Origin of the sequence: Lysinibacillus sp. K60 (assembly GCF_019731275.1) — a bacterium.
Lineage (GTDB): Bacteria > Bacillota > Bacilli > Bacillales_A > Planococcaceae > Lysinibacillus > Lysinibacillus capsici.
Genome location: NZ_JAASJR010000009.1, coordinates 52,437 through 75,286 on the forward strand (window position 1 = coordinate 52,437; position 22,850 = coordinate 75,286).

Annotated in this window: 23 protein-coding genes; 21 read left to right on the top strand and 2 right to left on the bottom strand. The window is 33.7% G+C overall.

Going from position 1 to position 22,850, the window contains the following annotated elements; translation table 11 throughout:
* Window positions 1-47 precede the first annotated feature (47 nt).
* From HCH28_RS18305 to HCH28_RS18355, 11 genes are all read left to right on the top strand, one after another.
* Window positions 48-983: a hypothetical protein gene (locus tag HCH28_RS18305; protein WP_221682532.1), complete on the top strand. Its 936-nt coding sequence runs from the start codon at window positions 48-50 to the stop codon at window positions 981-983.
* Window positions 984-1,182: 199 nt separating this feature from the next.
* Window positions 1,183-2,028, top strand: a complete 846-nt coding sequence (locus tag HCH28_RS18310) for a S1 RNA-binding domain-containing protein (protein WP_221682533.1) — start codon at window positions 1,183-1,185, stop codon at window positions 2,026-2,028.
* Entirely contained in the window at window positions 2,006-3,187 is a 1,182-nt protein-coding gene (locus tag HCH28_RS18315) for a replication-relaxation family protein (protein ID WP_221682534.1), read from the top strand. Before HCH28_RS18310 ends, HCH28_RS18315 begins: the two co-directional genes overlap by 23 nt.
* Before the next feature lie 11 nt (window positions 3,188-3,198).
* Window positions 3,199-3,579, top strand: a complete 381-nt coding sequence (locus HCH28_RS18320) for a hypothetical protein (protein ID WP_221682535.1) — start codon at window positions 3,199-3,201, stop codon at window positions 3,577-3,579.
* A gap of 62 nt (window positions 3,580-3,641) precedes the next feature.
* Window positions 3,642-4,409, top strand: coding sequence for an AAA family ATPase (locus tag HCH28_RS18325; RefSeq protein WP_221682536.1), 768 nt, complete (start codon window positions 3,642-3,644; stop codon window positions 4,407-4,409).
* A 95-nt stretch (window positions 4,410-4,504) separates the two neighbouring features.
* Window positions 4,505-4,924 (top strand): hypothetical protein, encoded by a 420-nt coding sequence (locus HCH28_RS18330; protein WP_221682537.1) that lies wholly within the window; start codon window positions 4,505-4,507, stop codon window positions 4,922-4,924.
* A 332-nt stretch (window positions 4,925-5,256) separates the two neighbouring features.
* The gene (locus HCH28_RS18335) at window positions 5,257-5,697 is read left to right on the top strand and encodes a hypothetical protein (protein WP_221682538.1); all 441 of its coding nucleotides are present in this window, start codon (window positions 5,257-5,259) and stop codon (window positions 5,695-5,697) included.
* Between the two features lie 59 nt (window positions 5,698-5,756).
* On the top strand, window positions 5,757-6,362 hold the full coding sequence (locus tag HCH28_RS18340; RefSeq protein ID WP_221682539.1) for an NYN domain-containing protein: 606 nt from the start codon (window positions 5,757-5,759) through the stop codon (window positions 6,360-6,362).
* A 153-nt stretch (window positions 6,363-6,515) separates the two neighbouring features.
* Window positions 6,516-7,964, top strand: a complete 1,449-nt coding sequence (locus HCH28_RS18345; RefSeq protein ID WP_221682540.1) for an AAA family ATPase — start codon at window positions 6,516-6,518, stop codon at window positions 7,962-7,964.
* Complete coding sequence (locus HCH28_RS18350; protein ID WP_221682541.1) at window positions 7,964-9,895, top strand: vWA domain-containing protein; 1,932 nt, start codon at window positions 7,964-7,966, stop codon at window positions 9,893-9,895. The genes HCH28_RS18345 and HCH28_RS18350 overlap by 1 nt, the downstream gene beginning before the upstream one ends.
* Before the next feature lie 138 nt (window positions 9,896-10,033).
* Window positions 10,034-10,369, top strand: coding sequence for a hypothetical protein (locus HCH28_RS18355; RefSeq protein ID WP_221682542.1), 336 nt, complete (start codon window positions 10,034-10,036; stop codon window positions 10,367-10,369).
* A 179-nt stretch (window positions 10,370-10,548) separates the two neighbouring features.
* Here HCH28_RS18355 and HCH28_RS18360 read toward each other — a convergent pair whose 3' ends face one another.
* On the bottom strand, window positions 10,549-10,746 hold the full coding sequence (locus tag HCH28_RS18360; protein WP_221682543.1) for a hypothetical protein: 198 nt from the start codon (window positions 10,744-10,746) through the stop codon (window positions 10,549-10,551).
* Window positions 10,747-11,142: 396 nt separating this feature from the next.
* Between HCH28_RS18360 and HCH28_RS18365 the strand changes: the two genes are divergently transcribed.
* Window positions 11,143-14,739: a leucine-rich repeat protein gene (locus HCH28_RS18365; protein ID WP_221682544.1), complete on the top strand. Its 3,597-nt coding sequence runs from the start codon at window positions 11,143-11,145 to the stop codon at window positions 14,737-14,739.
* Window positions 14,740-14,944: 205 nt separating this feature from the next.
* On the opposite strand, the gene HCH28_RS25480 is transcribed toward HCH28_RS18365, so the two are convergent.
* On the bottom strand, window positions 14,945-15,040 hold the full coding sequence (locus HCH28_RS25480; protein ID WP_221682545.1) for a putative holin-like toxin: 96 nt from the start codon (window positions 15,038-15,040) through the stop codon (window positions 14,945-14,947).
* Window positions 15,041-15,206: 166 nt separating this feature from the next.
* Here HCH28_RS25480 and HCH28_RS18375 point away from each other — a divergent pair, with 166 nt between their 5' ends.
* From HCH28_RS18375 to HCH28_RS18415, 9 genes are all read left to right on the top strand, one after another.
* A complete protein-coding gene (locus HCH28_RS18375) occupies window positions 15,207-15,779 on the top strand; it encodes a hypothetical protein (protein WP_221682546.1) in 573 nt (190 codons plus the stop codon).
* Between the two features lie 318 nt (window positions 15,780-16,097).
* Entirely contained in the window at window positions 16,098-17,051 is a 954-nt protein-coding gene (locus HCH28_RS18380) for a DNA-methyltransferase (RefSeq protein ID WP_221682547.1), read from the top strand.
* A 21-nt stretch (window positions 17,052-17,072) separates the two neighbouring features.
* Entirely contained in the window at window positions 17,073-17,531 is a 459-nt protein-coding gene (locus HCH28_RS18385) for a hypothetical protein (RefSeq protein ID WP_221682548.1), read from the top strand.
* 436 nt (window positions 17,532-17,967) lie between these two features.
* Window positions 17,968-18,585, top strand: coding sequence for a hypothetical protein (locus tag HCH28_RS18390; protein ID WP_221682549.1), 618 nt, complete (start codon window positions 17,968-17,970; stop codon window positions 18,583-18,585).
* 44 nt (window positions 18,586-18,629) lie between these two features.
* On the top strand, window positions 18,630-19,070 hold the full coding sequence (locus HCH28_RS18395; RefSeq protein WP_221682550.1) for a hypothetical protein: 441 nt from the start codon (window positions 18,630-18,632) through the stop codon (window positions 19,068-19,070).
* Between the two features lie 46 nt (window positions 19,071-19,116).
* A complete protein-coding gene (locus tag HCH28_RS18400) occupies window positions 19,117-19,326 on the top strand; it encodes a hypothetical protein (protein ID WP_221682551.1) in 210 nt (69 codons plus the stop codon).
* 29 nt (window positions 19,327-19,355) lie between these two features.
* On the top strand, window positions 19,356-20,549 hold the full coding sequence (locus HCH28_RS18405) for a resuscitation-promoting factor (protein WP_221682552.1): 1,194 nt from the start codon (window positions 19,356-19,358) through the stop codon (window positions 20,547-20,549).
* A 283-nt stretch (window positions 20,550-20,832) separates the two neighbouring features.
* Complete coding sequence (locus HCH28_RS18410; RefSeq protein ID WP_221682553.1) at window positions 20,833-21,048, top strand: hypothetical protein; 216 nt, start codon at window positions 20,833-20,835, stop codon at window positions 21,046-21,048.
* 404 nt (window positions 21,049-21,452) lie between these two features.
* The gene (locus tag HCH28_RS18415) at window positions 21,453-22,841 is read left to right on the top strand and encodes a DNA primase (protein ID WP_221682554.1); all 1,389 of its coding nucleotides are present in this window, start codon (window positions 21,453-21,455) and stop codon (window positions 22,839-22,841) included.
* Window positions 22,842-22,850: the final 9 nt, after the last annotated feature.

A 22,850-nucleotide genomic window follows, 5' to 3' on the forward strand; every position in this document is an offset into this window, starting at 1 on the left:
GGATTCGGTGCTTTTTCTTTTTTCAAAAAGAAAAGGGAGGATATAACATGCAAGCATTACTAGACAAAACAAATGAAGTACCTCTTTATAAAGATGTATTAACCATAATTGGTCAACCGCTTTACCAAAGTATAATTAGAATTGTGGGTGGGAAATCAAAGAGTGGCTTTGTATTATTTGACTCCAATAGCAAGAAAATCGATGAAGTATTAAACTTATGTCAAAGACTTGAAATCCCAATTGAAAAGATCAAAGTAATTGACCCAACTAAGCCATGGACATTAAAATTCCAGCCATTCAAAGGAGCCCTAAGCTCCGCTTCAGACCTACGACAAACTATGGAAGTTTTATTATCAAACACTGACATGTTTTTTAGAGAGCAACAGAGCTCACTAATTTTTGCAATTACACAGTTATCAATTATATCCTTTGGTGATAAAACAACCATAAACCATATTATTCAGTTGTTTTTAGAACCTCGTTATTTAGCTGATATCGTTGGAAAACTCCATGAACAATATAACAACAATAACGATCTTAATTCCAATCAAATAGAGGCTATTAAGGATTTACTTGAATACTTCGAGAAAAATGTTCTTGATTATCAAACGTCAGAAGCGGGTGATGTTTTATATCCAGATGAGCATAAATATGCAGGTCGTCAGATTGTTAAAAATAAATTAGAGCGTTATATTACTGGTGTTAAGATGTTTTTCAGAGAATTTTCAGACAATCCTTTAATGTCAAATCTATTTAACTATGATGATGGAAAAGAAATTTTCGATACAGAGTTATTTATTAATGAGGGTGGTGTATTATTGGTCAATTCCGCGACATCTGAAACGGAAGATAAACAAACGCCGTTTTTCGGTCAGCTATTCTTAACCCATTTTCAAAACGCTGTTACTCAATATACAAAAGAATGTATACAAGCTGGTGTTAGATCAACTCCGATCATCTTTTATCCATGTAAAGTTTTATAGTATGAGCTCTATTTTACTTTTAAGGAAAGCTGAATGTTAGGTATTGCAAAATTTAGAAAGAAAGGGTATATTATTTGTAACTTAAGTTAATAAACCTTTCAGAAGAATGTTCGGAAGCACCGAATCTTTCGTCTTATTAGACGTGGATTTGGTGCTTTTTTGCGTTCTTTTGATTGTAAAACAAGGAGGAAATGTTGATATGACAATTTTGGAAGAACAATTGAAAGAAAAGCGAATGTATGCTGAGGCAAATTTAAGAGATGCTCGCCGCTTCAAGCGGTTTATTACCGTAACTAGTGTAGGTGTTGAAGAGCTCCAAATGGCAGGGGAAACGATTGAATGCCTGAAAGTCTATTACGATGGTATTTATGGTTATATCCCAAAGAACAAAATGGATGACTATGAATTTAGATCGCTTCACGCATTTGTAGATGGTGATTTTGAGGTTGTTGTTGAAGATGTAATTGCTGATGAAAACAATGCCTTCTTTATCGGAAATCGAACAGCTGCTTTAAACATCCAAGCAAATCTATTCTGGAACTCTGCTAAGGAAGGGCAAGTTTATACTGCATTTGTATCCGGCGTAGACAAAGCTAACCTGTATTTGATTGTTAATGGTGTTCGTACACGTATGCCAAAAGAAGAATATTCTTATTCTTATCACCGAGATATGCGAGAAGTTGTTGCTAGAGGTGAACGAATTGAGGTGAAAATCACTTCTGTTAATGTGGAAGAACAAAAGGTTAAGTTTAGTCGCCGTGTTTTAGAAGCGGACCCTGCTGTATTTTTAGCAGATTATAAACCTGGTGGTACTTATGCTGCTGAAATCAACAATATCAATCCTGAATTAGGAGTCTTTGTAACCTTAAAACCACATAACATTTCGGCATTAGCACCATTCCCTTCCATGCGTGTCGGTGTTCACCTTAACGAAGGGCAAAAATGTCAGCTAAAAGTAAGTCGTGTAGATACACAAATTGGGCATATTTATGGGCATATCGTACTTCCAAGGGTTAACCAAATTGGAAAGGCACGTCGCTCATAAAATGACTGCACAAGATCTTAGCATTCAAAATTTTGTAGTAGGTGATGTTGAGGAACAGGCAAGAGCCGTTCCTCAACACAAATTATCTCCTACATACGCTACGACGATACCATATAAGTCGCCATCGCTTCCACGCGATATATTACAATATCTACCGCCAAATGGTAACCCATTTAGTTTATTTGGAGACCCTTATGCCCTGCTATATTTTTTACCAGTAGAATACAATGTCATTCGCAATAGTAACTATTGGCTACGTGGAAAAGAAGAAGATAACAATTTTACTAACCATGAAATTGCCTTATTAACCTTTTTAGCTAATCATCGTGTCGCTACACGATCACAGATACAAAGAGCAGTCTTTTCATCAACTGATTCAGATACAAAAGTCAAAGAATTTATAAGAAAGTGTTTAAGAAGTGGTATAATTGTCGCTTTTAAATGGGTTTCTCCTTGTGAAAGTGAAAAGTTATTACCTCATCTTTATGGACTTTCACCAGTTGGTGCGAAAGCAGCAGGTCTAATATTACCAAGAACTCATATTCCGCGTTCTTATCAATTCTTACCGATAAAATATGTACCTGGTAATGCGCCTAAGATGACCGACTATTTTTCTACAGTTATCGCTAATGAATTCTACTGTAAATTGCGAGAACTAGACCGTGTAATTGAATGGTCATCACAGGAGAAATTTGATTTATCAAATGGCCGCTATTTTAGACCACATTATGCAATTAAAACAATCAAAGATGAACAAGATTTTAAGTACCTTTGGTTGGAGGTTATTCGACCAGTGAAGAATTGGTACTCTGACTGCATTGAAAGGTTCCAACAAATTCAATTAGCATTTACTTCTTTGTCTGACGATCTTCGACCAGAACTTGTTATCTTGTTAGTTGATGATGTCTCTAGGATCCCTGATATTGCAGAATTAGCAGAACAATATATGCCCGACAGTATAATCCGCTTCACAACTGACGAAAGATTAATACAGAAAAATGATCCCGCTATCTTTTACACATATTTTGAAGCATCAGGTGTAAAATCATCGAAAATCAAATTCCTCACTCCTGAATGGGAAGGTATGTCTGCTTCTGAATATCATGCGTCTCTTTACAATGAAGACGTACTAATGGATGATGCGGACTATGACTATTAGGAGGTAGAAATTTGACATTTGCACAAGATAAATGGGTAATAATTCTTCTTGAAGAAATTAATGAGGATCGCGATTTAACACATGTTGTATCCGACGAAGCATTTAGATACCCTAAACCATATGAAGGTGATTTATATGTTGTTGGACATGACATTAACGGTAATATTCATTTCTTGTTAGTTGATAACAAAGAAAATGGTGAAGTGGAGCTTCGTATCATTGAAGATGAGTATCTATTTAAAAAATTAATTGCTTATTACAAAAATGAAGATCGTGTCCCTTCAAGTGAAGCGGACGAAAAAATTCGTTTAGGTATTGGTACTTCATTTGCAGCTGATTCACAAATCAAGGAGCAATTTATGGCCAAGTTGCCTATGACTCGATTTCCTTAAAACATAGCAAAGGGTGTGTAGTGAAAAACATTACACACCCTATATAAATTGGAGGGATTTTCATGAACGTTCAAATTTTAAATTCAAAACTTGAAACACAGGTAGCAATTATAGAGGCCGCTTTACATGATGGAGATAACGTAATTATTGCTGGCAATTTAGCGACTGGTAAAACAACCTTATTAAAGGCAATACATAACAAATTGAATGCGAAAAAAGTGAATAGAGCTGCTTATTTTTCAATGTGTGCAACAGAAGCAGAAGTTAAAATAGTAAAAGAAAATATATACACACATTGTACAGATAAAATACTGATTATTGATGAGTTACGTGCTTTAACTTCCCATGGATTACGTTTAGAAATGGTGAGTAATGAAATACAAATCGTAGCTTCTATTCAAATTACAAATTCTGAAGACTGTAATGCAGTTGCAGCCAAGTTGGATTTAGATAGTTATTTCAACAAATTAGTTTACCTCAAAAATCAAGAAGGTGATTTAGAGGTAATAACACTAGGTAATGAAATAATCATGTTGCACGATTACAAAGTAAAAAACGTTCCTGTAAATTATGGGCTTGGTAAAGAAGAAATTGTTTCAAAATATCGCTATGAATACAACGGTGAAAAATATTTAGTTGAGGTTGTACTTGATATAGGAAATATGATTGAGGTTGCGGTTTTTGAGCTTGATGATAATACCATAAAGTATGTTGGAGATACAGGTGAAAATGTATTTTTTGTTTTTAATACGATGACAGTTCCAGTCGAAGATTTACGAAGGTATGTAAATAGCTGGATTGAAGAGCACAAGGAACTGATTTTCTTGTAGATCCTTTTATTAATGTTGTTTTAGAGATATTCTCGATTATTTTAAATTAAGATTAATAACTTATATCAAAGTTTGATAATAGGAGTGTGATTCTATTGAAATTTACAGTTGAATTCAATAAAGAAATTGCAGCTAAAAAAGATAGAAAAAATAGTGCATATTTGAATAATGTTACCCCTTTTGTAATTAATGTATCTACAGATTATAAAGACTTTAGATATGACATTGAATATAGCGAAGAGTATAATTTACTTTGTATTTGTAGCAGTGTTGCTGAATATGATAGTAGATTAGGTGAAGAGTGTACAGTTGCGTATTTCAGTGCATTAGATATATTATTAAACCGATCTGTTATTAGTAAAATTAATAAATATCGTCTTGATTTTATGAAAACAAAATCAACCAATTATCCAAGCTTTGAAATTCAAGATAAAGATATACTTCCCTATTTTTATGAAGTTATTGAAAAAGAAATTATCAATGATAAAAAGGCAAATGCCATTACACTTGATTAATATAATCATTAATCAATTCTTTTCAAAAACTGTTGAATTTTTCTCTCTTCCAAATCAACGTTTGAAGCATACTCTTAATCAATCTTTACATTTGAAGAATGAAAGACAAGTTCTTTATAAGGACTTGTTTTTTTCATTTTCTTTAACCAGTATTTGTGGTATTCTCAAAGTATATTTTTAAACTTATTTTCCTCTAACCAAACGGTGAAGAGCATTATTTCTAAAAACGCTTATTACAGCGATTGATAAAGGCACAGGTCTGTCTTTAACTACTCAATCCTTGTAATAGGCGTTTTTTTGTTGCCTAAATAAAACAAAGGAGGAATGACATCATGCGTGTAAATATGGTTTGGTCTGGAATTAGACAACAGCATTCGAAGGAAATTTATAATATTCCTTGGGGGACTATTCGAGTATCTGAAGGTACTCACTGTACATTGTTTTATTTTGAGGGTGAGTGTGTGAATCTTAACGATGTAAGAAAGATATTTACTTACTTTCAAAGAAACAAGCTGTTCTGTAGGTCTATCAAATTATTTGAAACTGGTAGTATCCCTAGAATGGAGAAGTATGGATTTACCCATAACGGCATGTTTTATATCTTACCATTACACGACATTTCACTACTTGCTATACCATATGGCAATCAGGAATGGTGTTTGCAGTTAGATAAACGCAGTGGAAGCGGCATCGATCTAGAAATGTTGCAAGCTTTCCCATATTTTCAGGAGACATTTAGACAGCTATCATTAGAAGAATTGTCCTCGATTTAGTATATCTTGTATGCTTGACGATCTTTTAATAGATAAGAATATTTTTAGGAGAGATATTTATGAAAAATGTTAATATCCCAATTATTGTAGACGAAATGAATGTTATTCATCAATTACACAAAATTAATGTCCATGGACTTTCTTGGACCAATTTCTACAAAACTCTAGGTTTTATTGCTAATGCAAAAGTAACTCCTTATTTTGCTTGTGCAAACGTAGAACGTAAAGATAAAGTTTTTCATGCTAATCGATCTACTTTCTTTAATGCTTTACGGAAGCGCGGTGTAAATGTTCTGGAAGGACTAGCTGTTAGAGAATCAAAAGATAATCGAATTGAAAAGGGTGTAGATGTTTTAGTCGCTTTACAAATCTACAAAGAGGCTTTAAAAGGAGCACGTGATATTATAGTTTGCTCAGCTGATAGTGATCTTGTGCCAGCTGTTAAAGAAGCTCAGAACATGGGTGTTCGTGTACATGTTGTCATGAGTGACTACACTCCTGGTTGTGAACTATCTACTATTGCTGACCGTGTTATTAGCTTAGAAACAATTGTCCAATCAATGGTTGAACGTGGGAAAATCAACTTTAAGAATCAAGAAAAACCATACTTATTTACAAACGCTGTGTGTTATAAGCAGCAAAGAAAGGGACTTCAGTATGCTTGAAATTCAATAATTCAATTCAAAGCATCCAGTCAAAATACTGTTCAACTAGATACTAGAAGAACTAATTAAAAGGGAAACAACGATTAACTACGTTGTTTCCTTTTTCAATGAAAAATAATAATGCTGTCCATAGCAAAAAGGAGAAATTTAAATATGACTATTAACTTTCAAAAAATAACGATTTCAGATGTTGCAATCAATACAGTAAAGGATTCCATTCCAGGCTTTGTGGAAAATATCGATGCTTTCGAAGGTACAAAGAATAACTTATACATTCGAGTTAAGTTTAAAAAACTTGACCTTTATGCTTATTTGGTTATCGATTCAAAGAACCACTTAATGGTTCATTACTGTGAAGAAGTTGAAAAGAATTTACCATGTAAGCATCGAAATTTATTAGCTGCTATAGCTAATCATTTTGGCCATTCAATTGAATTAACCAATGCTAAGACAAAGTTAGCTGACTACAAAGATTTTGAAAAGCAATTTGAAAAAGTTAGATGGGAAAACAAAAATGATGAATTCAACCTATTCCCAATTATAAAAGATACATTACCTGTTACTAACCAAGTGGATAAACAAACTGTATCGGTTGATCAACTAATTGACCGCGATTGGGAGACTGGTTGGAATGGAGTACAAGATTATTTAGATTCTCAAGGTGTTGACATAGCCTTACAAAATAAAATTCTGGAGCGGAGAAAACGGATTAGTATGCATGTTCCGCTTCAACAAGAACAAACAGCTCCCTCAAAGCCTGCTACACCATATCAAGGAGAGACTTTCAGACGAGTGTTGCGACATATCTTTAATAATAAGCATTTAATTCTTATTGGAGGTAAAGGTACCGGTAAAGATACTTTGATTAATACACTTGCCTGGATCTTTAACTTCCCGCTACTTCTTCAAATCGGGGACAAAGATACATCAAGAGAAACCATCGTTGCTGAGCCAGCATTCCGTGATAATGAAAGTACTTATGATTTATCTCAATTTACTAAAACTGTTCAGCATGGTGGATTAGTAAACTATGCTGAAGTTAACTTTCTAAAAGGGGATATTACCTCTGTATTTCATTCACTATTTGATGAAAATGAAGCCCTAGCAACGCCTTTAGGTCCAATTCAAGCACACAAAGATTTTTTAATGTGCTGCTCCATGAATGTCGGTAATGGATACTTTGATGTTAATAAACTGAATGATGCATTTAAAGATCGTTTTGCAGTAGTTCGACTACCACAAACAATGGAATTCCAGAACCTTATTAAAGAAAAAAGTGGTTTGGTGGATTCTAATGCTCTTGAGTTTCTATCTACAATAAAGAAAAATCTAGAAGAGTTATTCTTTGATGGTTTGTGTCACAGCGCAGATACAGTTCGAGGATATATCGATGCAGCAAAATACTTCTTAAATTTTGGATTTAACAATGAAACACGTATTGAAGTTGTTGAAGACTACATAATCAACAAGGTGGAAGACACAGAAGAATACTTCGAAGCTCGAAACGCGGTACGTGAGGCATTTTCTGAACTAAAATTATCGCCATTTCCTTTCACAGAGGATGAGAAAGCCTTTTCCAATGCACAGGAGGACGATAATTAATGAGCAGTTTAAATGTAAAATTAAAAGAAGTAAAGGGTAGACGATTACACCGGTATCTTCGTAAGAAATTCAAAAGACGGGATTTTGAATTTGATTGGACAGATTTTAGTACGGCATATTTTGACGGAAAAACAATTTTCGTAAAGTATGATGTCCATAAACCTAATAAGTTGTTTTCTGAAGCCGAGATCCATATATTACATCTCGGCTTTGCTTACCATGAGATGGGTCATAAACTTTATGATATTGTGAGTGACTTTAAAGATTGGATACTTAGTAATTCTTCAGAAGATAAAGTGGAGTGGGAAAAAAATACGAAATGGCCAAAGAATATCGTTCAAACTTGGGGAAACCTTGCTTTGGACGGTAGGCTAGAGAGATTTCTACGTATCGATTATCCTTTTACGATAGATGAAATTGATTATTTAAATTATGAATGGGCTTATCCTCCTTCACCAGAAGAAAGACGGGGAGAAAGCAAAGTTAAGGATTTTCTTGAAATGTACGGTCGTAGGTGCTTAGAAATGGAGGATTTAGAAGGCTGGCACAGCGATGTAGTTTCATTAATGGACCAGTATCAACCGCTATTGGACGAATCCTTTACCCAAGCTTCTACTATTAACTGTCTAAATAAGAGTAAAGAACATTTAACAGCTGTATGGCCGACATTTTATCAATGGATACAAGAGGAAGAACAAGAACCAGCTTCTATTAGCTCGAATACTAGCAAAGAAGCGGATCTTGAAAATTCAGAGTGGGCTACTTCTGATGAAGTTAAAAATAACGTCCAACAAATCATGGATAAATTAAAGGATATGTTTAACAGCGCTGAAAGCCCTCATAACGAGTCTATAGATAATGATGATAACAATATTGAAGATGGCAAAGAAGACGCCTTAGAAGATGATTTAAAGCCTAATGAGAACACTATTCAAATCATCTTTCCAGAGAACATTCAACCTAGAACCAAGCCTGATTTTAAAAGGTTAATTGCTAACTCTGAGAAAGAAGTAGAAAATACTCACCAGCAGGCACATGAAGAGTTAAAAGAAGATGAAATTTTAGAATCAACAATTGCAGTCATGATAAATGATATTTCCATTAACGACACAGTTAAGGAATGTAGTTATGATCATAAAAATGAAGCGGTGTTTGATGAAATGGTAATTTCGAATCGACGTCAGATATTTGCTCTTGAAAAAGCCTTACAAATCATCTTAGCACCAATCCCTGAAATTCGAACTAAGAATCAAAAACGAGGTCGGCTACGCCCACAGTTTGTATGGCGTGCTATTTATTGTGAGGATGATAATATACGTACAAAAATTAATAGGGGCTCACCTAAGGAAGACGCAAGTATTTCCCTAATGGTTGATATTAGTTATTCTACAACCTCAATGTGTGGTGGCCAAAAGCAAGTTATCACTGAAATGAAAGAGGCCTTATCGGTTGTTTTATCAGCTGCACATAATATTAAGTTACCGTCAAAAGCCTTTGCATTTACAAGTGATTTCACTACTAATGACACTTTTATTTATCATTTGAAGCCACATGACCACTTACTTAAACCACAGCATAAGGGGGCTATAGGTGGTTTACGTCCTGAGATGGGCAACCGTGATGTCATTGCGCTCCAATACTTATTAAATCAAGTTAAAGATCGTAAAGAGTCTATTCGCTTGGCATTTATGATTAGTGATGGGGCACCAAATTTCTATGAAAATGAATCTGAAGAAACCATAAAAGAAATGGTCAAATCTGCAAACGAAAATGGCATCGATGTTTTTTGTATATTTGTTGGGAACGATGATTGGGGTTATCAATGTGCTAAAAGAATGTACGGAAATAGAGTAATACGTTCAAAATCAGGATTAGCATCTGATTTAAAAAGACATTTAATTAAAGTGTTATCACTCCGCCGAGGACTATAACAGTGAATCATGAGGGGGAATCTTTAATCCTCAAGTTGAGACGATTTATTAACTAATATTTTGGCCAATCAAAAGTCAAAAAATAATAGCAAAAGACTATCTATGAACTATAAAAAATATTAAGATCGGAGAAACATGATGAGAAAAAATAAAAATGAGAGTATTGTAGTTGGTCCATTTACAAAGACAGCATTAGAAGATTGTATTAAATACACTAGTAATTTCGAGGGCTATGAGTATTATATAAAGAAGATACACTTAGGAATGTTTTTATTGTTAGATAATTTTAGCACAACACCATTTGTCCTAACTGAATATACTATTGATGATAATGATGTTTTACCTTCATTAGAAGCAATGTATCAAAATGGCATAGTTAAAACAGATTCTTTAGAAAAATTCAAAGCTGCAGTCCAAAATCATATTTATAAAGATGCCAAAAACTTATTTGAGAAATACTTGGCACTTGATTGAAAAAAATTAGTTGTTCTATTTAAGTAGGATTTCAATACTTTTTCAGTTAAAACCTAATAATCTTTCTTGGCTGTATCATTGAGGTGTCGGTTATGGCCCACCCTGATATGGGTAATCTTATGTAATAATAAAGGCCAAGACTACCTTTTTTTAGGTGTCTTGGACTTTGTTTTTTGTTATCATATTGGGAAATTCATTAACCGATCAGAAAAAAGAGCTAAACCAATAAAGAATGTTACTGGGATAATTAAACCTTTGTAATCCTTTGTATTACGCTTCAAGTTCATATACACGATGCGTCCACATTCTGTTAAAGCAATAGCTTGCATAACCATAATTATCAGTAATGCATAAAATATAATTTCAGCAGTAATCACTATACATTCACCTCCAATCTTATGATAGGTAAAGTAAGAAACCCCCCAATACTGTCTCAAAAAGAGTCAAGTATTGAGGGGTTTTCCCTTATACGCTGTCATTTAATTATTTATATTATAAAATATTTGCCAGCAGATGTAAATTTAATTCTCATATTTTGATATTTAACCTATGTTTTCCTTTTCTATTTAAAAAGCAGTTGAATATATATAATTGATAAACTATAATTTTAGTAAATTAGTATTATAAAACAATCAAATTTCGGAAGTACCGAAAAATGCACGTATACGTGTGTTTTTCGGTGCTTCCTTTTTTTGTGGAAAAAGAGGTGACCTCAACAATAAACCGATTCTATTTATTTTTATGGAAGTTTTTATCTAGAGAGGAGATTCAATTTGGCAAAAAAAATATCGTTTGGTCTAAGTACATTATTAGCATTTAATCTAGTTGCTACGCCGTTATCTGCTTTTGCTGAAGACGTAGTACCAGTACAAAGTATTGAGCAAGACTTGCCTACTAAACAACAACAAGATGACTCAAGTATAGATGATGAGTTATCTTCAGACAAAGAAGAGACAATCGAACCGACTACAGGGGAAGAAATAATAAATGGAGAGCAACCCTCTGAAGATGAGGAACCTATTGAACAAAATGATGGAAAAGAAAAGGATCTCAAATCTGAAGAAGAACTTCATCTTGAATTAATTAACAACACTGACTTTCAAATTAACGATAATGGAGATGGTACAGCTTCAATAACTGGATATAATGGTACAAATACTGACATTGTAATACCACCTAGTATCAAGGGGTTAGAAGTCGTTGAAATTGCAGATAAGGCTTTTAAGGGCAAAGAATTTACATCGGTAATAGTTGAAGGAAATATTAAGAGAGTTGGTAAAGAGGCTTTTTATAATACTATCCTTAACGGTATAAAATTTAATGGAAATGTGGATTTTATCGATAAGAATGGATTTGGAAGTTCTGAAATAGGATATTTCACTGTAGAAGGAAATGTAGAAACATTTGGTCAAGAATCATTTATGGAAAGTAAAATAGGTCCAATAAATATTAATGGTAACATTGGCTCTACAGAGGAGGCTTCATTCTTTAAAACTGAGATTGGAGATATAGAAGTTGAAGGTAATTGGGGTAAGATAGGAGATGAATCTTTTTCAGATTCTGAATTAGGGAATATCATAATAAAAGGTACTGTCAATGAAATGGGAACTACGACTTTCAGAGAATCAAAAATAAAGAATTTTACACTTAAACAAGACATAAATGAACTTGGGGCTGCTATGTTCTTAGATGCTACTATTGCTGAGTTTTTAGCAGAGGGCAATATAGGTCATATAAGTAACAGTTCGTTTTTAAGAGCCAACATAAATTCTTTAAGAATCTTAGGTAAAGTAACTTCTACAGAAAAATATTCAATACAGCAAAGTCTTATTAATTCTATAGAATTTGGTGATGATGTAGGTGATATAGGAGAGGGTACGTTCCTACAAGGAAAATTTAATGATGTTACCTTCAGAGGAAATGTAGGCTCTTTAGGAGATTCAACATTTTTACATTCCAAAGTAGAAAACTTAACTTTTGAAGGAGATATAGGTTCTATAGGCAGTAGCTCTTTTATAAGTGATGATATAACTCAACAGTATATAGGAACACTATTAGTAAAAGGAAACATTGGAGAACTAATGGATTCTAGTTTTCTAAATATAAATGTGAAAATTGGAATTAATGTCGAAGGAAGTATTGGTAAAATAGGAAACAATGCCTTTCTTTCTACTAACATTCCTTTATTGCATGTTAAAGGAGACATAGGAAGCATAGGTAATGGTTCTTTTTTATACACTAAAGGCTCTTCATTTAATGGGGTAAAAGAAATTATTGTCGAAGGTAGAGTAGGTAGTCTTGGTAATGATTCTTTTATAGATGTAGAAATGGACAAGTTCATAGTAAGAAAAGGTATAGGTGACATTGGGAACGCTGCCTTTATACTTTCAGATATAAAAGAATTAGATATATTTAGCAATACACGATCAATAGGAAATACGACTTTCCAAGAAGCTAAATTCTACAGTACCCTAGAAGTACCTAATACTGTTATTAATGTAGGACCTAATGCTTTCAGGGGTATTGATGTTTCTGAATTTATATACAAAGCTCAAGCACCTATCATACCTCCAAACATGTTTATGGCTTCTAGAGTCTTAACATATTTAGAAGTTCCTGATCCTGTCGTTAGTATCGAAAGTGGAGCTTTTAGAGATGTTGCTCTAGAGAAAGTTAAATCTAATAAGAATTTAGAATCAATTGGTGATGAAGCTTTTCTTAACCACAATATGTCCTGTGTTACTTTATATCCTAAAGTTAAGACGATAGGGATCGATGCCTTCAAGTCTTCAAATGTAAATCCAGCTGATTTTACAATTTGGGGAGACAAAGACTCTGCAGCAGAAGCATATGCACAAGCCAATGGACACACATTTAAAGAGAATGATATATTCTCTAATGATTGTAACCCAGCAGAATGGGCTATCAAAGTGGAATATGTTGACGAACAAGGAACGTTACTTGATTCAAAAACTATTAGCAAACCTACTAAGGGAAATCATACTGAAGCTGCCAAAGCTATTTCGGGATACACAGTGAAAAGCAATAAAACAGTTACTGTAGAAGTAACAAACGCAAATCCTAATCATACGATAACTTTTGTTTATTCTAAAAATTCTTCTCCTAAACCCCCACCAGAGATCGTTTTTGGAACAGTAACGGTGAAATATGTAAATGAAGAGGGGAAAGTACTAGATACTAAAGTGGTCAGTAATGTACCTCTTGGTACGCACACTGAACAGGCCAAACAAATCGCAGGCTATACTGTAAAAGATGACCAAACCATCACAATTGAAAATACAAACAAAAATCGAGAACATACGATAACTTTTGTTTATTCTAAAAACAACTCACCAAAACCACCTGAAATGGTTCAAGGAACAGTTATAGTGAAGTATATGGATGAAAATGAGACTGTTTTAGATTCTAAAGTAGTCAATAATTTGCCACTGGGTTCGCATATTGAGCAAGCAAAAGAATTCACAGGTTACGAAGTAATGGGATCAAAACAACAATCTGTAGAGATTACTCAAAACAACACTATATTTACAATCACATTCACTTATAAAAAAGTAGATACACCACAACCTGAATCGCCTGGTCCAAATCAGCCAGAGCCAGTAACACCTCCACTTGTTACGACACCTGGTACAACGGAGCCCTTACAAGAGAATCCTAGAGAAGATGTGGAAAATCAAAAAGGGCAACGAGTTATCCGTGATGAGGGTAACGGATTATTTACAACCGTTCCGCATTATTTAGACAACCACTCAAAGTTGAAAATTACGACAAAATACAATTATGGTTTACTCATTACCGATCGAGTATCTGTCCCTTTTAAAGATATTGATGGTTTGTTTAGCTATCAAGAAGTGGAAGATTTGTATAATTATTTGATCGTAAAAGGGACTACACCTTCTACTTACAGTCCCAAAAAAGACCTCAAACGTGGCGAATTTAGCGTGATGCTGGCACGTGCGCTTGAACTAAGAACGAATAGCAAGAAATACAAATTTAAAGATGTGAATGTGTATAAAAAAGAGGTACAAGCCCTGTATGAAGCGGGTATCATAACTGGTTACACAGATGGGTCATTTGGTGAAAGTAATACTTTAACTCGCCAAGAAGCAGCTGCAATGATAGTGCGTATGCTGAACTATATGGGTGTTGACACAAACGTTAAAACAAAAGTGGAATTAGCCGATATGAGTCAAATTAGTGAATATGCTCAAGAAGCTGTACAATATCTTGCTACTCAGAATGTGCTTGTGAGTGGGTACGGAACTAAGTTTAACCCTAAACGAAATCTAACACGAGCAGAAATGGCTAAAGTATTAATGCGAGCTCTACGAATAAGTGATTGGTATTAAATTCAATGGGTGAACATATTGTAATGTACATCATTTGAAATTTGTAAATAATATGGTATACTTGACGTAAATCAAACAGATAATTAAAAGGACCGTACAGCGGTGCAACGCTTGTACAGTCCTCTAACAAAATAAATCGCTTCAAAGGCGATTGGCACTGAGAGAGTAAATCATCCCTAACCGGCCAAGGTATAAGTGGGGTGATTTACTTTTTTTTAGTAAAAGTAAATGACAATGAAAGAATCAACACAACTAATGAAGAAAAACTGATCATTAGGGTTAATGTTTCGAATGTTGTCAATCGACATCACCTCCTTTCTCCTTTGCAAAAGCAAAGTAAGAAGATGTGCCGACCACCCTTGAAACCTTTATTTTGTATACTTAATTATAACATTTTTGCTTATTTTAAACAAAAAAACATATGCAATTTTATTAATACCTAATAACTCCTAATAAGGTGATTTAATATGACAAAGATCAAAGTAATGTACATTCGAGAAGAAATTTATAAGTTTCTTGAAAAAATTAGAGAAGATGAAGTCTTACCCTTTTTTCAAAACTTAACTTTTAACTCGACTCTCATCGACCGTAGTAGGAATATTCACACATTTAAAATAACTGATGCGAAAAGTCTAGATAAAGTTCCTTCACAACCAGGCTTTTATATAATCTTTTCTGATATTAATCATGAAAATAATGATTGTACGGCAATATTCAGCGATCTGCCAGAAAAACAAATAAAGGCCATCTATAGAGGCGAAGGATATAATGTTCGGTTGCGTTTAAAAAGCCATTTATTTAATGATCTTTATGCTGAAGACTTTATGAAATCGGGGTTGGAATTAAATAAAGATTCTAATTTCTATAAAATAACGCTATCAATTGATGGCGCAAAAGTTAATATTTCCTTAGAACCGTTTAAAGAATTTGAATGGTATGTTGTTTATATTGCTGCTCCAACCAGTAACCAAAATGTACGTAATATGTATGAAGACTCATTTGACCAAATATTTGGTCAACCATTGTATAGTAATGACTAGGAAACCATATCAGATTAGTTTCACTTTACAGACATTTTTACTTTTGACATGATAATTGACATTTAATTTATACTTTACTAAAATAAAAAAATACTACTTATTGACTTTAATATGCATATCCATACGGTAATGCATAATCTAAACACTCAAAATGTGTAAGTGTTAAAAACCAATCCTTACTGGACTGGTCTGTACATTTGCATACTTTGGGTGTTTTTTTGTCTCAAGTAGTAAATAAAAAACCTGGAGGCCACATTATGTTAGAGCTAGAAGATTTCTTAGAAGTATTAAGTATTATATCGTTTGGAGGTAAGCGATATGTCTAACTCTCAAACTCTAAAAAACCGGATTGCAGATGTTTTAAGAAGATTAGGAAGACCTGCAAGCCTTCAAGAAATAAGCAATGAGATTATAGATAAACCTAGTAGCACCGTTCGAGGCAGGATTTATGACAATATGGATATGTTTAAACGTGTAGCTAGAGGAGTTTATTGGCTTACAGATGAACAAGCTGGCGTTTTGCTTATTGAAGGCGATGGCAGAGATTTATCAATGTTTGACGATGAGTCCATCGATGCTCTTATCAATGATCACGCATGGTATGACCCATTATCGAATTCAGGAGGATCTAGAAAATTTGATAATACCTATCCAACCTTTCGCTATGAGTTAAAGGACTTTAGAGAAAAGGCAAGGGTATTAAAAAATGGATCTTTTTGCATTGAATTTTTACCCTCGGAAAACGCCAATAACTGGAAATATATATATTCAATAAAAGAAATGGCCGAACAATGTGGATTAACATATTACTCCAAAGTAACTTGGATTAAGGGAACATTCGTTTCGAATACTGGAAGAAAAAGTAAAAATAGTGAGGACATCCTCTTCCTAGTAAAAGGACCGAAAGCAAGAAGCTTACGTTTAGATAAAAAGAAAATGAAGCAATCAAGTGAAATTTGCTATATGTCAGGGACTTCACAAATGCTACCTACTATGTTTAATGTTCAGTCTGTTCCACTAAAAGACCGCATACATCAAGCAGAGAAGCCAGTAGAGCTATATAAACAGTTGATAGAAATGGTTACAAAACCAGGCGAAATTATTCTTGATCAAGGCGCAGGAAGCGGAAACTTAGGTATTGCAGCGTTACAAACTAATCGTTTTGCCTGCTTAATTGAAATAGTAAAAGAGAACATTGCTAAGATTCAACGAAATATTGGGGAAGCAACGTCATCATTGTTGAGTAATAACCTCAGCTTTGCTAATAACTAAATGTATGGAGTGATGACCATTATGTATCGAAAATACGAAGTCGATGGTTTTCATTTGGAAATTAATGACCGCTTCGTCTCACAATATACAGGTAAGCCGTTTATTGAAATAGGCAGCAAACAAGAGCTTGTAGGGAAGATCGAACGAGATAATATTGTTCTTGAAATTACATATATGGGATTCGGTAAATTGATCCATAAAAGAACAAATCAATCTTATAATGACCTCCTGTTTTCAAAAGAACAGTGGGAAAAAGTTAAAGCTCATTTTACAATGTATCCAACTTATTATTGCTTCCAACCAATTGGCTTAGACCTATGCATTTATGAAGCAGGTATTGAAGTTAAACGTGTGGAATTACCATACAAACAAATTGAACCAACAATTGAAGAAATAATGATAAATTTATTCGTCCAGCATGTTGCATGTAAGCCTGCTGCAGAACTAAATGAAATACGAAAAAGAAGTAAGGTATGCTAGTTTAAATGTTTATGATGACATTGGAAATATTTTATAGTAGTATTAAATATACCAAATTCATAAACATTCTATATGTTGGAAGAACCACATACGTCCTTTATGGGACACGTATGTGGTTTTTTTGTTTGTATACAATCGGAGAATAACCTTTAGACTTCTATCTGAAATTTAATGATAATAAGCCCTTTTATAGTATGTTAGATTTATTTATTTAGTTTTTAATGACAAAATAATGGTTTTATAGTATTATGTTCTTTAATCACATATACAACATTAGCCATGTTGGAAGAACCACATGCGTACAAAAGGGTACGTGTGTGGTTTTTTTATGTCCAAAAATAGGAATGAATCCATGAAACGGTTTTATTGTTAATGGTGATGATACAATCACATATCAGTTTCCTAAGTAATTAAAAGAAATAAGGAGTAGTGATTAATGTTTAGATATTACATTTTACTGTCTCCTAAAAGGAGAGGTACATTTGATTGTCCAGCTCGCTTTGTTATTTGGGCATCTAGCAAATCAAACGCTCAAAGCAAATTTATGAAGAAGTATAAAATTTCCATTGATCAATTTGTATGTGAAGCTTACACAAGATCTGAACTCCCTTATGTAGGAATAAGAAGTAAAGATAAAGAGGATATTTCAAGAAAGTTATTATCATTTTTATCAACAAGTTTTAGCACTAAGAAGTTCTATGAATATCTTGAGACAAAAACTGATTCAGAAATTCTAAGAATAAGTACTGAAACAACACACTTTGGTATCATTTTCATTCGCCAATTGTACCTAAATAATATCGACCATCCTTTATACAGGAGTCTTGCTTGCATGTTAGCAGATGGATTAGAAAACGCTCCTTTTTCATTATCAGATTTAAAGACTGGTAATCAAAGAGAAAACTTGACTAATTTCATTGTTGATTTTTATCTAATAGCCAGAAAGCATCAGGCGATTTGGAACGAAGTAGTTCATTCTAACAGCAATTTGGATATTATCGGACATGCCATTTTCAAGCCCAAATACATGGCATTTTTTGAAATTCCAAAGTAATTCATAGTGTTGATAGTAAACACAGTTTAATGGAGGTTGAATCTATGAAAAAGAAATATCTTAAACTATCACTTTTATTTATTGGAGGGGGGGCGCTAGGATGTATTATCACGAGTATTTTCTTTAGTTGGGCGCTAGAAAAATATATCCTTTTTTCCGACCAGGTTTCTTTGGTAAACAACACAGGCGAAATCATACATATTATTCAAGATTACAACGAAGAAAAAGTTAAGAGTGAGTATGTATTAGAGCTATTAGAACGACGCATTGAAGATATCAAAAGCAATTCATATGAAGTGCTGTCACGCGGGAAATCAGATTCAAAATATGCCAACTACGGTGCAGCACTTGATCAAATTGTGTATAGCTTGGAAGGTGTCAAAGAGAAAGTTTTGAAGAATAAAGAAATTGACGTAAAAAAGGATATGGATGAATTTTTAGATGCAATAGATAGCTACACTGCAACTATACGAGAATTCCAATAGTACAAGGGGTAACGTAAAAAAACTTTAAAAATAAAGGGGAATTATAATGACTTTTCAAACAAAACACAGTAATTGGATGAAAGGGGTTAAGTTTTTGGATATTTCAGGTGTAGAAAACCCTATAGATCATAGTGAATGCATAATCTTAAATGAATTTCCTAAAAACAATTTACTAATTAAAGGAATACAAGGTAAAGGCATGTCTTACTATTCAAACTTAAAACTAAAACTTGATAAAACCCTAATGATTCAATGAAGAACTTACTTTTTAAGTCAAATAAGAATATGCAAACAGTGATAGTAATAATAATTTCACTTGTCCTGTTTATATCCTTAATTTCATTTGTCCTTTATCAAGATACTAAAAAAACCATTAAGCTCAATGCTAACGGTGAAACTATTGAAGTAGTAACACATGCTAATACTGTAAAACAATTATTACTAGAAAAAAATATAGAAGTAGCAAAGCATGACCAAGTAGCCCCTTCTCTAAATACCAAAATTGTTAATGATTTAACAATTTCATGGAAACCGGCCAAGGAGGTAACTATTTCTGTAAATGGAAATCAGTCAAAAATTTGGACAACAAAAAAATATGTCAAAGACATATTAAAAGACTTAAATATTGATGTTTCGGAGCGTGATACTTTAGTTCAGGACCTAGAGACAGAAATTGGAGCTGATAACAGAATTGATATCCAAAAAGCATTCCAAGTATCACTGATCGATGGTTTTAAGAAAAGTACTGTCTGGTCAACTGCAACTACAGTCGCTAACTTTTTAGAACAACAAGGAGTGCAATTAAACGAATTCGACCGTGTTGAAAGTGACTTAGAGGACATTCTTACTCCAAGAAGTACTATTACAGTTGTTCGCGTAGAAAAGGATATTGATGTAGTGAAAGACACATTAGATTTTGCAGTTGAAAAAAGGCAAGATGCTACATTACAAAAAGGAAGAGAAAAGGTAGTAAATGAGGGCGAGAAAGGCATTATTTCTCGGACTTATGAAATCATGAAGGAAAATGGCCAGGTTGTAGCTACATATCTTCAATCCGAGAAAGTTTTAAAAGAACCTAAAAATAAATTGATTGCAGTAGGTACTAAAACGGAAGAGGAAGAGGAAGAGGTAAGAGCAACAACAATATCAAGTGTACCAAGCGAATCAATTGAACCAGATAACAAAAATGAATTTTATGTACTCGCAACAGCTTATACCGCTTATTGTAAGGGGTGTTCAGGTACAACCGCCACTGGAATTAATTTACGCTCTGGCTCTGCTCCAGGATTGAAAGTAATTGCGGTGGATCCATCTGTTATTAAGCTGGGTTCAAAAGTTTGGGTTGAAGGCTATGGATTAGCTGTTGCTGAGGATACTGGTGGAGCAATTAAAGGTAATAAGATAGACATTTTTGTTCAATCTGAAACCGAAGCTAAAAATTGGGGAGTTAAGAAAGTTCGCATAAAAGTATTTGAATAAATAATTTTAAAATCTATACAGGAAAAGTGATAGATAAAGCGAAACTGATTTCATGAAGGACTAAATCATTAAAATTAAGTTAGGAGGAATTGTTTGAACAGTATAGTTACCTATTTAAACCATTGGAAATGCCCAGATGAAATATTCCTTTTAGTAGAGAAAATAGGGGTATTAGTTCGCTTAAAACTTTGGCTATTAATAACAACTGGAACTGGTAGATATTCAAGATTATTGAGGGATTTATAATAGTTAGAAAGGATTGAAATTTTGAAGGGGTTTTCTTGTGAAAATACTACGAATCAATAATGAACGGATTGCAGTTGTAAATTTTGATCATGCAATAATTTACTTTGAGGTTGAACACTGTTATTGTGACAGCAATTCAGATTGGATGAATATAAAACTTAAAAAGTGTTTTAAGGATTTATTTGATTTTCTAAAAAAAGATGGCATAGATGTCGAATTTATTCAAAAGCACTCAAGGGAAGGGGTAAGATGAATTAATAGCTGGTCCACAAACAAAAAACCCACTCGAAGCCACCGAGTGAGCCTTTTTAGGACAATTACAAAAGTGAGAAGAAATATAATAGAACCTATAGAATAAATCTTATCGCTATTGCAAATGGATACATGAAATTATAAAGGTTATTAAAAATTTTATCAATGGGTTACTTTATAACCCATTGAGAATATTTATAATGACAAATTTTGATTGGTTCGATATACTAAAAGTATAACTTTTCTTCGAAACTTTTACGCTCAATCCAAACGGAAGAGCAGTATTTTTTTTAAAACGCTCATTTGAGTGACGAATACGACTTGATTTTGTCGTGCCTTCGTTTCTTAAAGGGCGTTTTTTGTTTTTTCGTCTAAGAGTTAAACTTTTTAAGGAGGCTGTTTATAATGGCAAAAATCAGTCAAGAAAGTGTGGAAAGAGTCAAAGCAGTAACTCTCATAGACTTAGCACAAGCATTAGGTCTACCAACAAAAAGGGTAGGAAAACAACTTTTTATTCCATGTCCTAACCCTTCTCATAATGAGTCAAAGCTTGATACATGTTGTATCGAGATAAACAAGAACATCTTTAATTGTTTCCATTGTGCTGATGTAAAAGGAAATAATGCAATTGCATTATACTCTTGGCACCAATTCGGTCAAAGAGAGGGTAAATTTAAAGAGTCTGTACTAGGCATTGCTCAACTCATGGATATTGAAGTGAAAGATGAACGTGGGGCCATTATGAAGCCTGGTAGCAATACTTATAAGCCCTCAGTAAAAATTATTTCACAAGAACTTGAGTCTCAACCTATCCAAGTTGTTGATGCTTTTTATCGTGCATTATTAAAATTGTGTCCCCTTAGAAAAGAACATGTAGATGAATTAATGGGGAAACGAAGATACTCTATTGAAGAAATTAATCTTCACATGTTTAGATCTGTCCCTTCTTTAGAAGAGTGGATTAATATTTATGCCCATTTGAAATCTTTAAAGTATCCTTTTGAACGTATTCCAGGATTATCACAAATCTTCCAACCAGATTATTTTGATTCTAGAATACCTAGAGAGATTGGTGAAGCAGGGGTATTTACAGATTCTAAAGGGAAGAAACACAATGGCCACTGGTTCTATGTATTGAGTGCAGCAAATGGATACTTTATTCCTGTTTTCAATGAAGACGGTTATATCGTTCGCCTACGTGTACGCAAAGATAGTGGAAGTCCTAAATATATATGGTTTTCCTCTACTCATAATATTGAAATCGAGAACACGATTACAAAAGCAAGAAGAAATGGTGTTTCTAGTGGAGCTCCTATAACGATAGAGGTACCACCGGATTACTTAAAAGTTTGGGAGAGAGGAATTAATGTTACTAACCTATTCCAGACAAGAACTTTATTAGTTACAGAAGGAGAGCATAAGGCCAAAATTAGTGCAAAGACTTTTAATGTATTTGCAGCTGGCTTACCAGGTGCAGGTAATTTTAATGAACTTCTTAAGCTAATCCGCAAATGGAACATCCAAAAGCTAATAATTGCTTATGATATGGATACTTTGCAACGTAGCGATGATTCAGAGGAAAGCGTGAAAAAGCAAGCTACACTTATGGAGATTGTTAACCGATTTGCAATTGAAGTAGCAAAGCTAGGTGTTCATTCTGTTATATGGACATGGAACCTAGAAGACGGTAAAGGATTAGATGACCTTGTTCATAATCGCAAATTACCAATAGAGTTTAATTTAACAACGAAAAGTCAGCGAGCTGTAACACTCGATACAGTTCATACATTATAAGAAACTTAA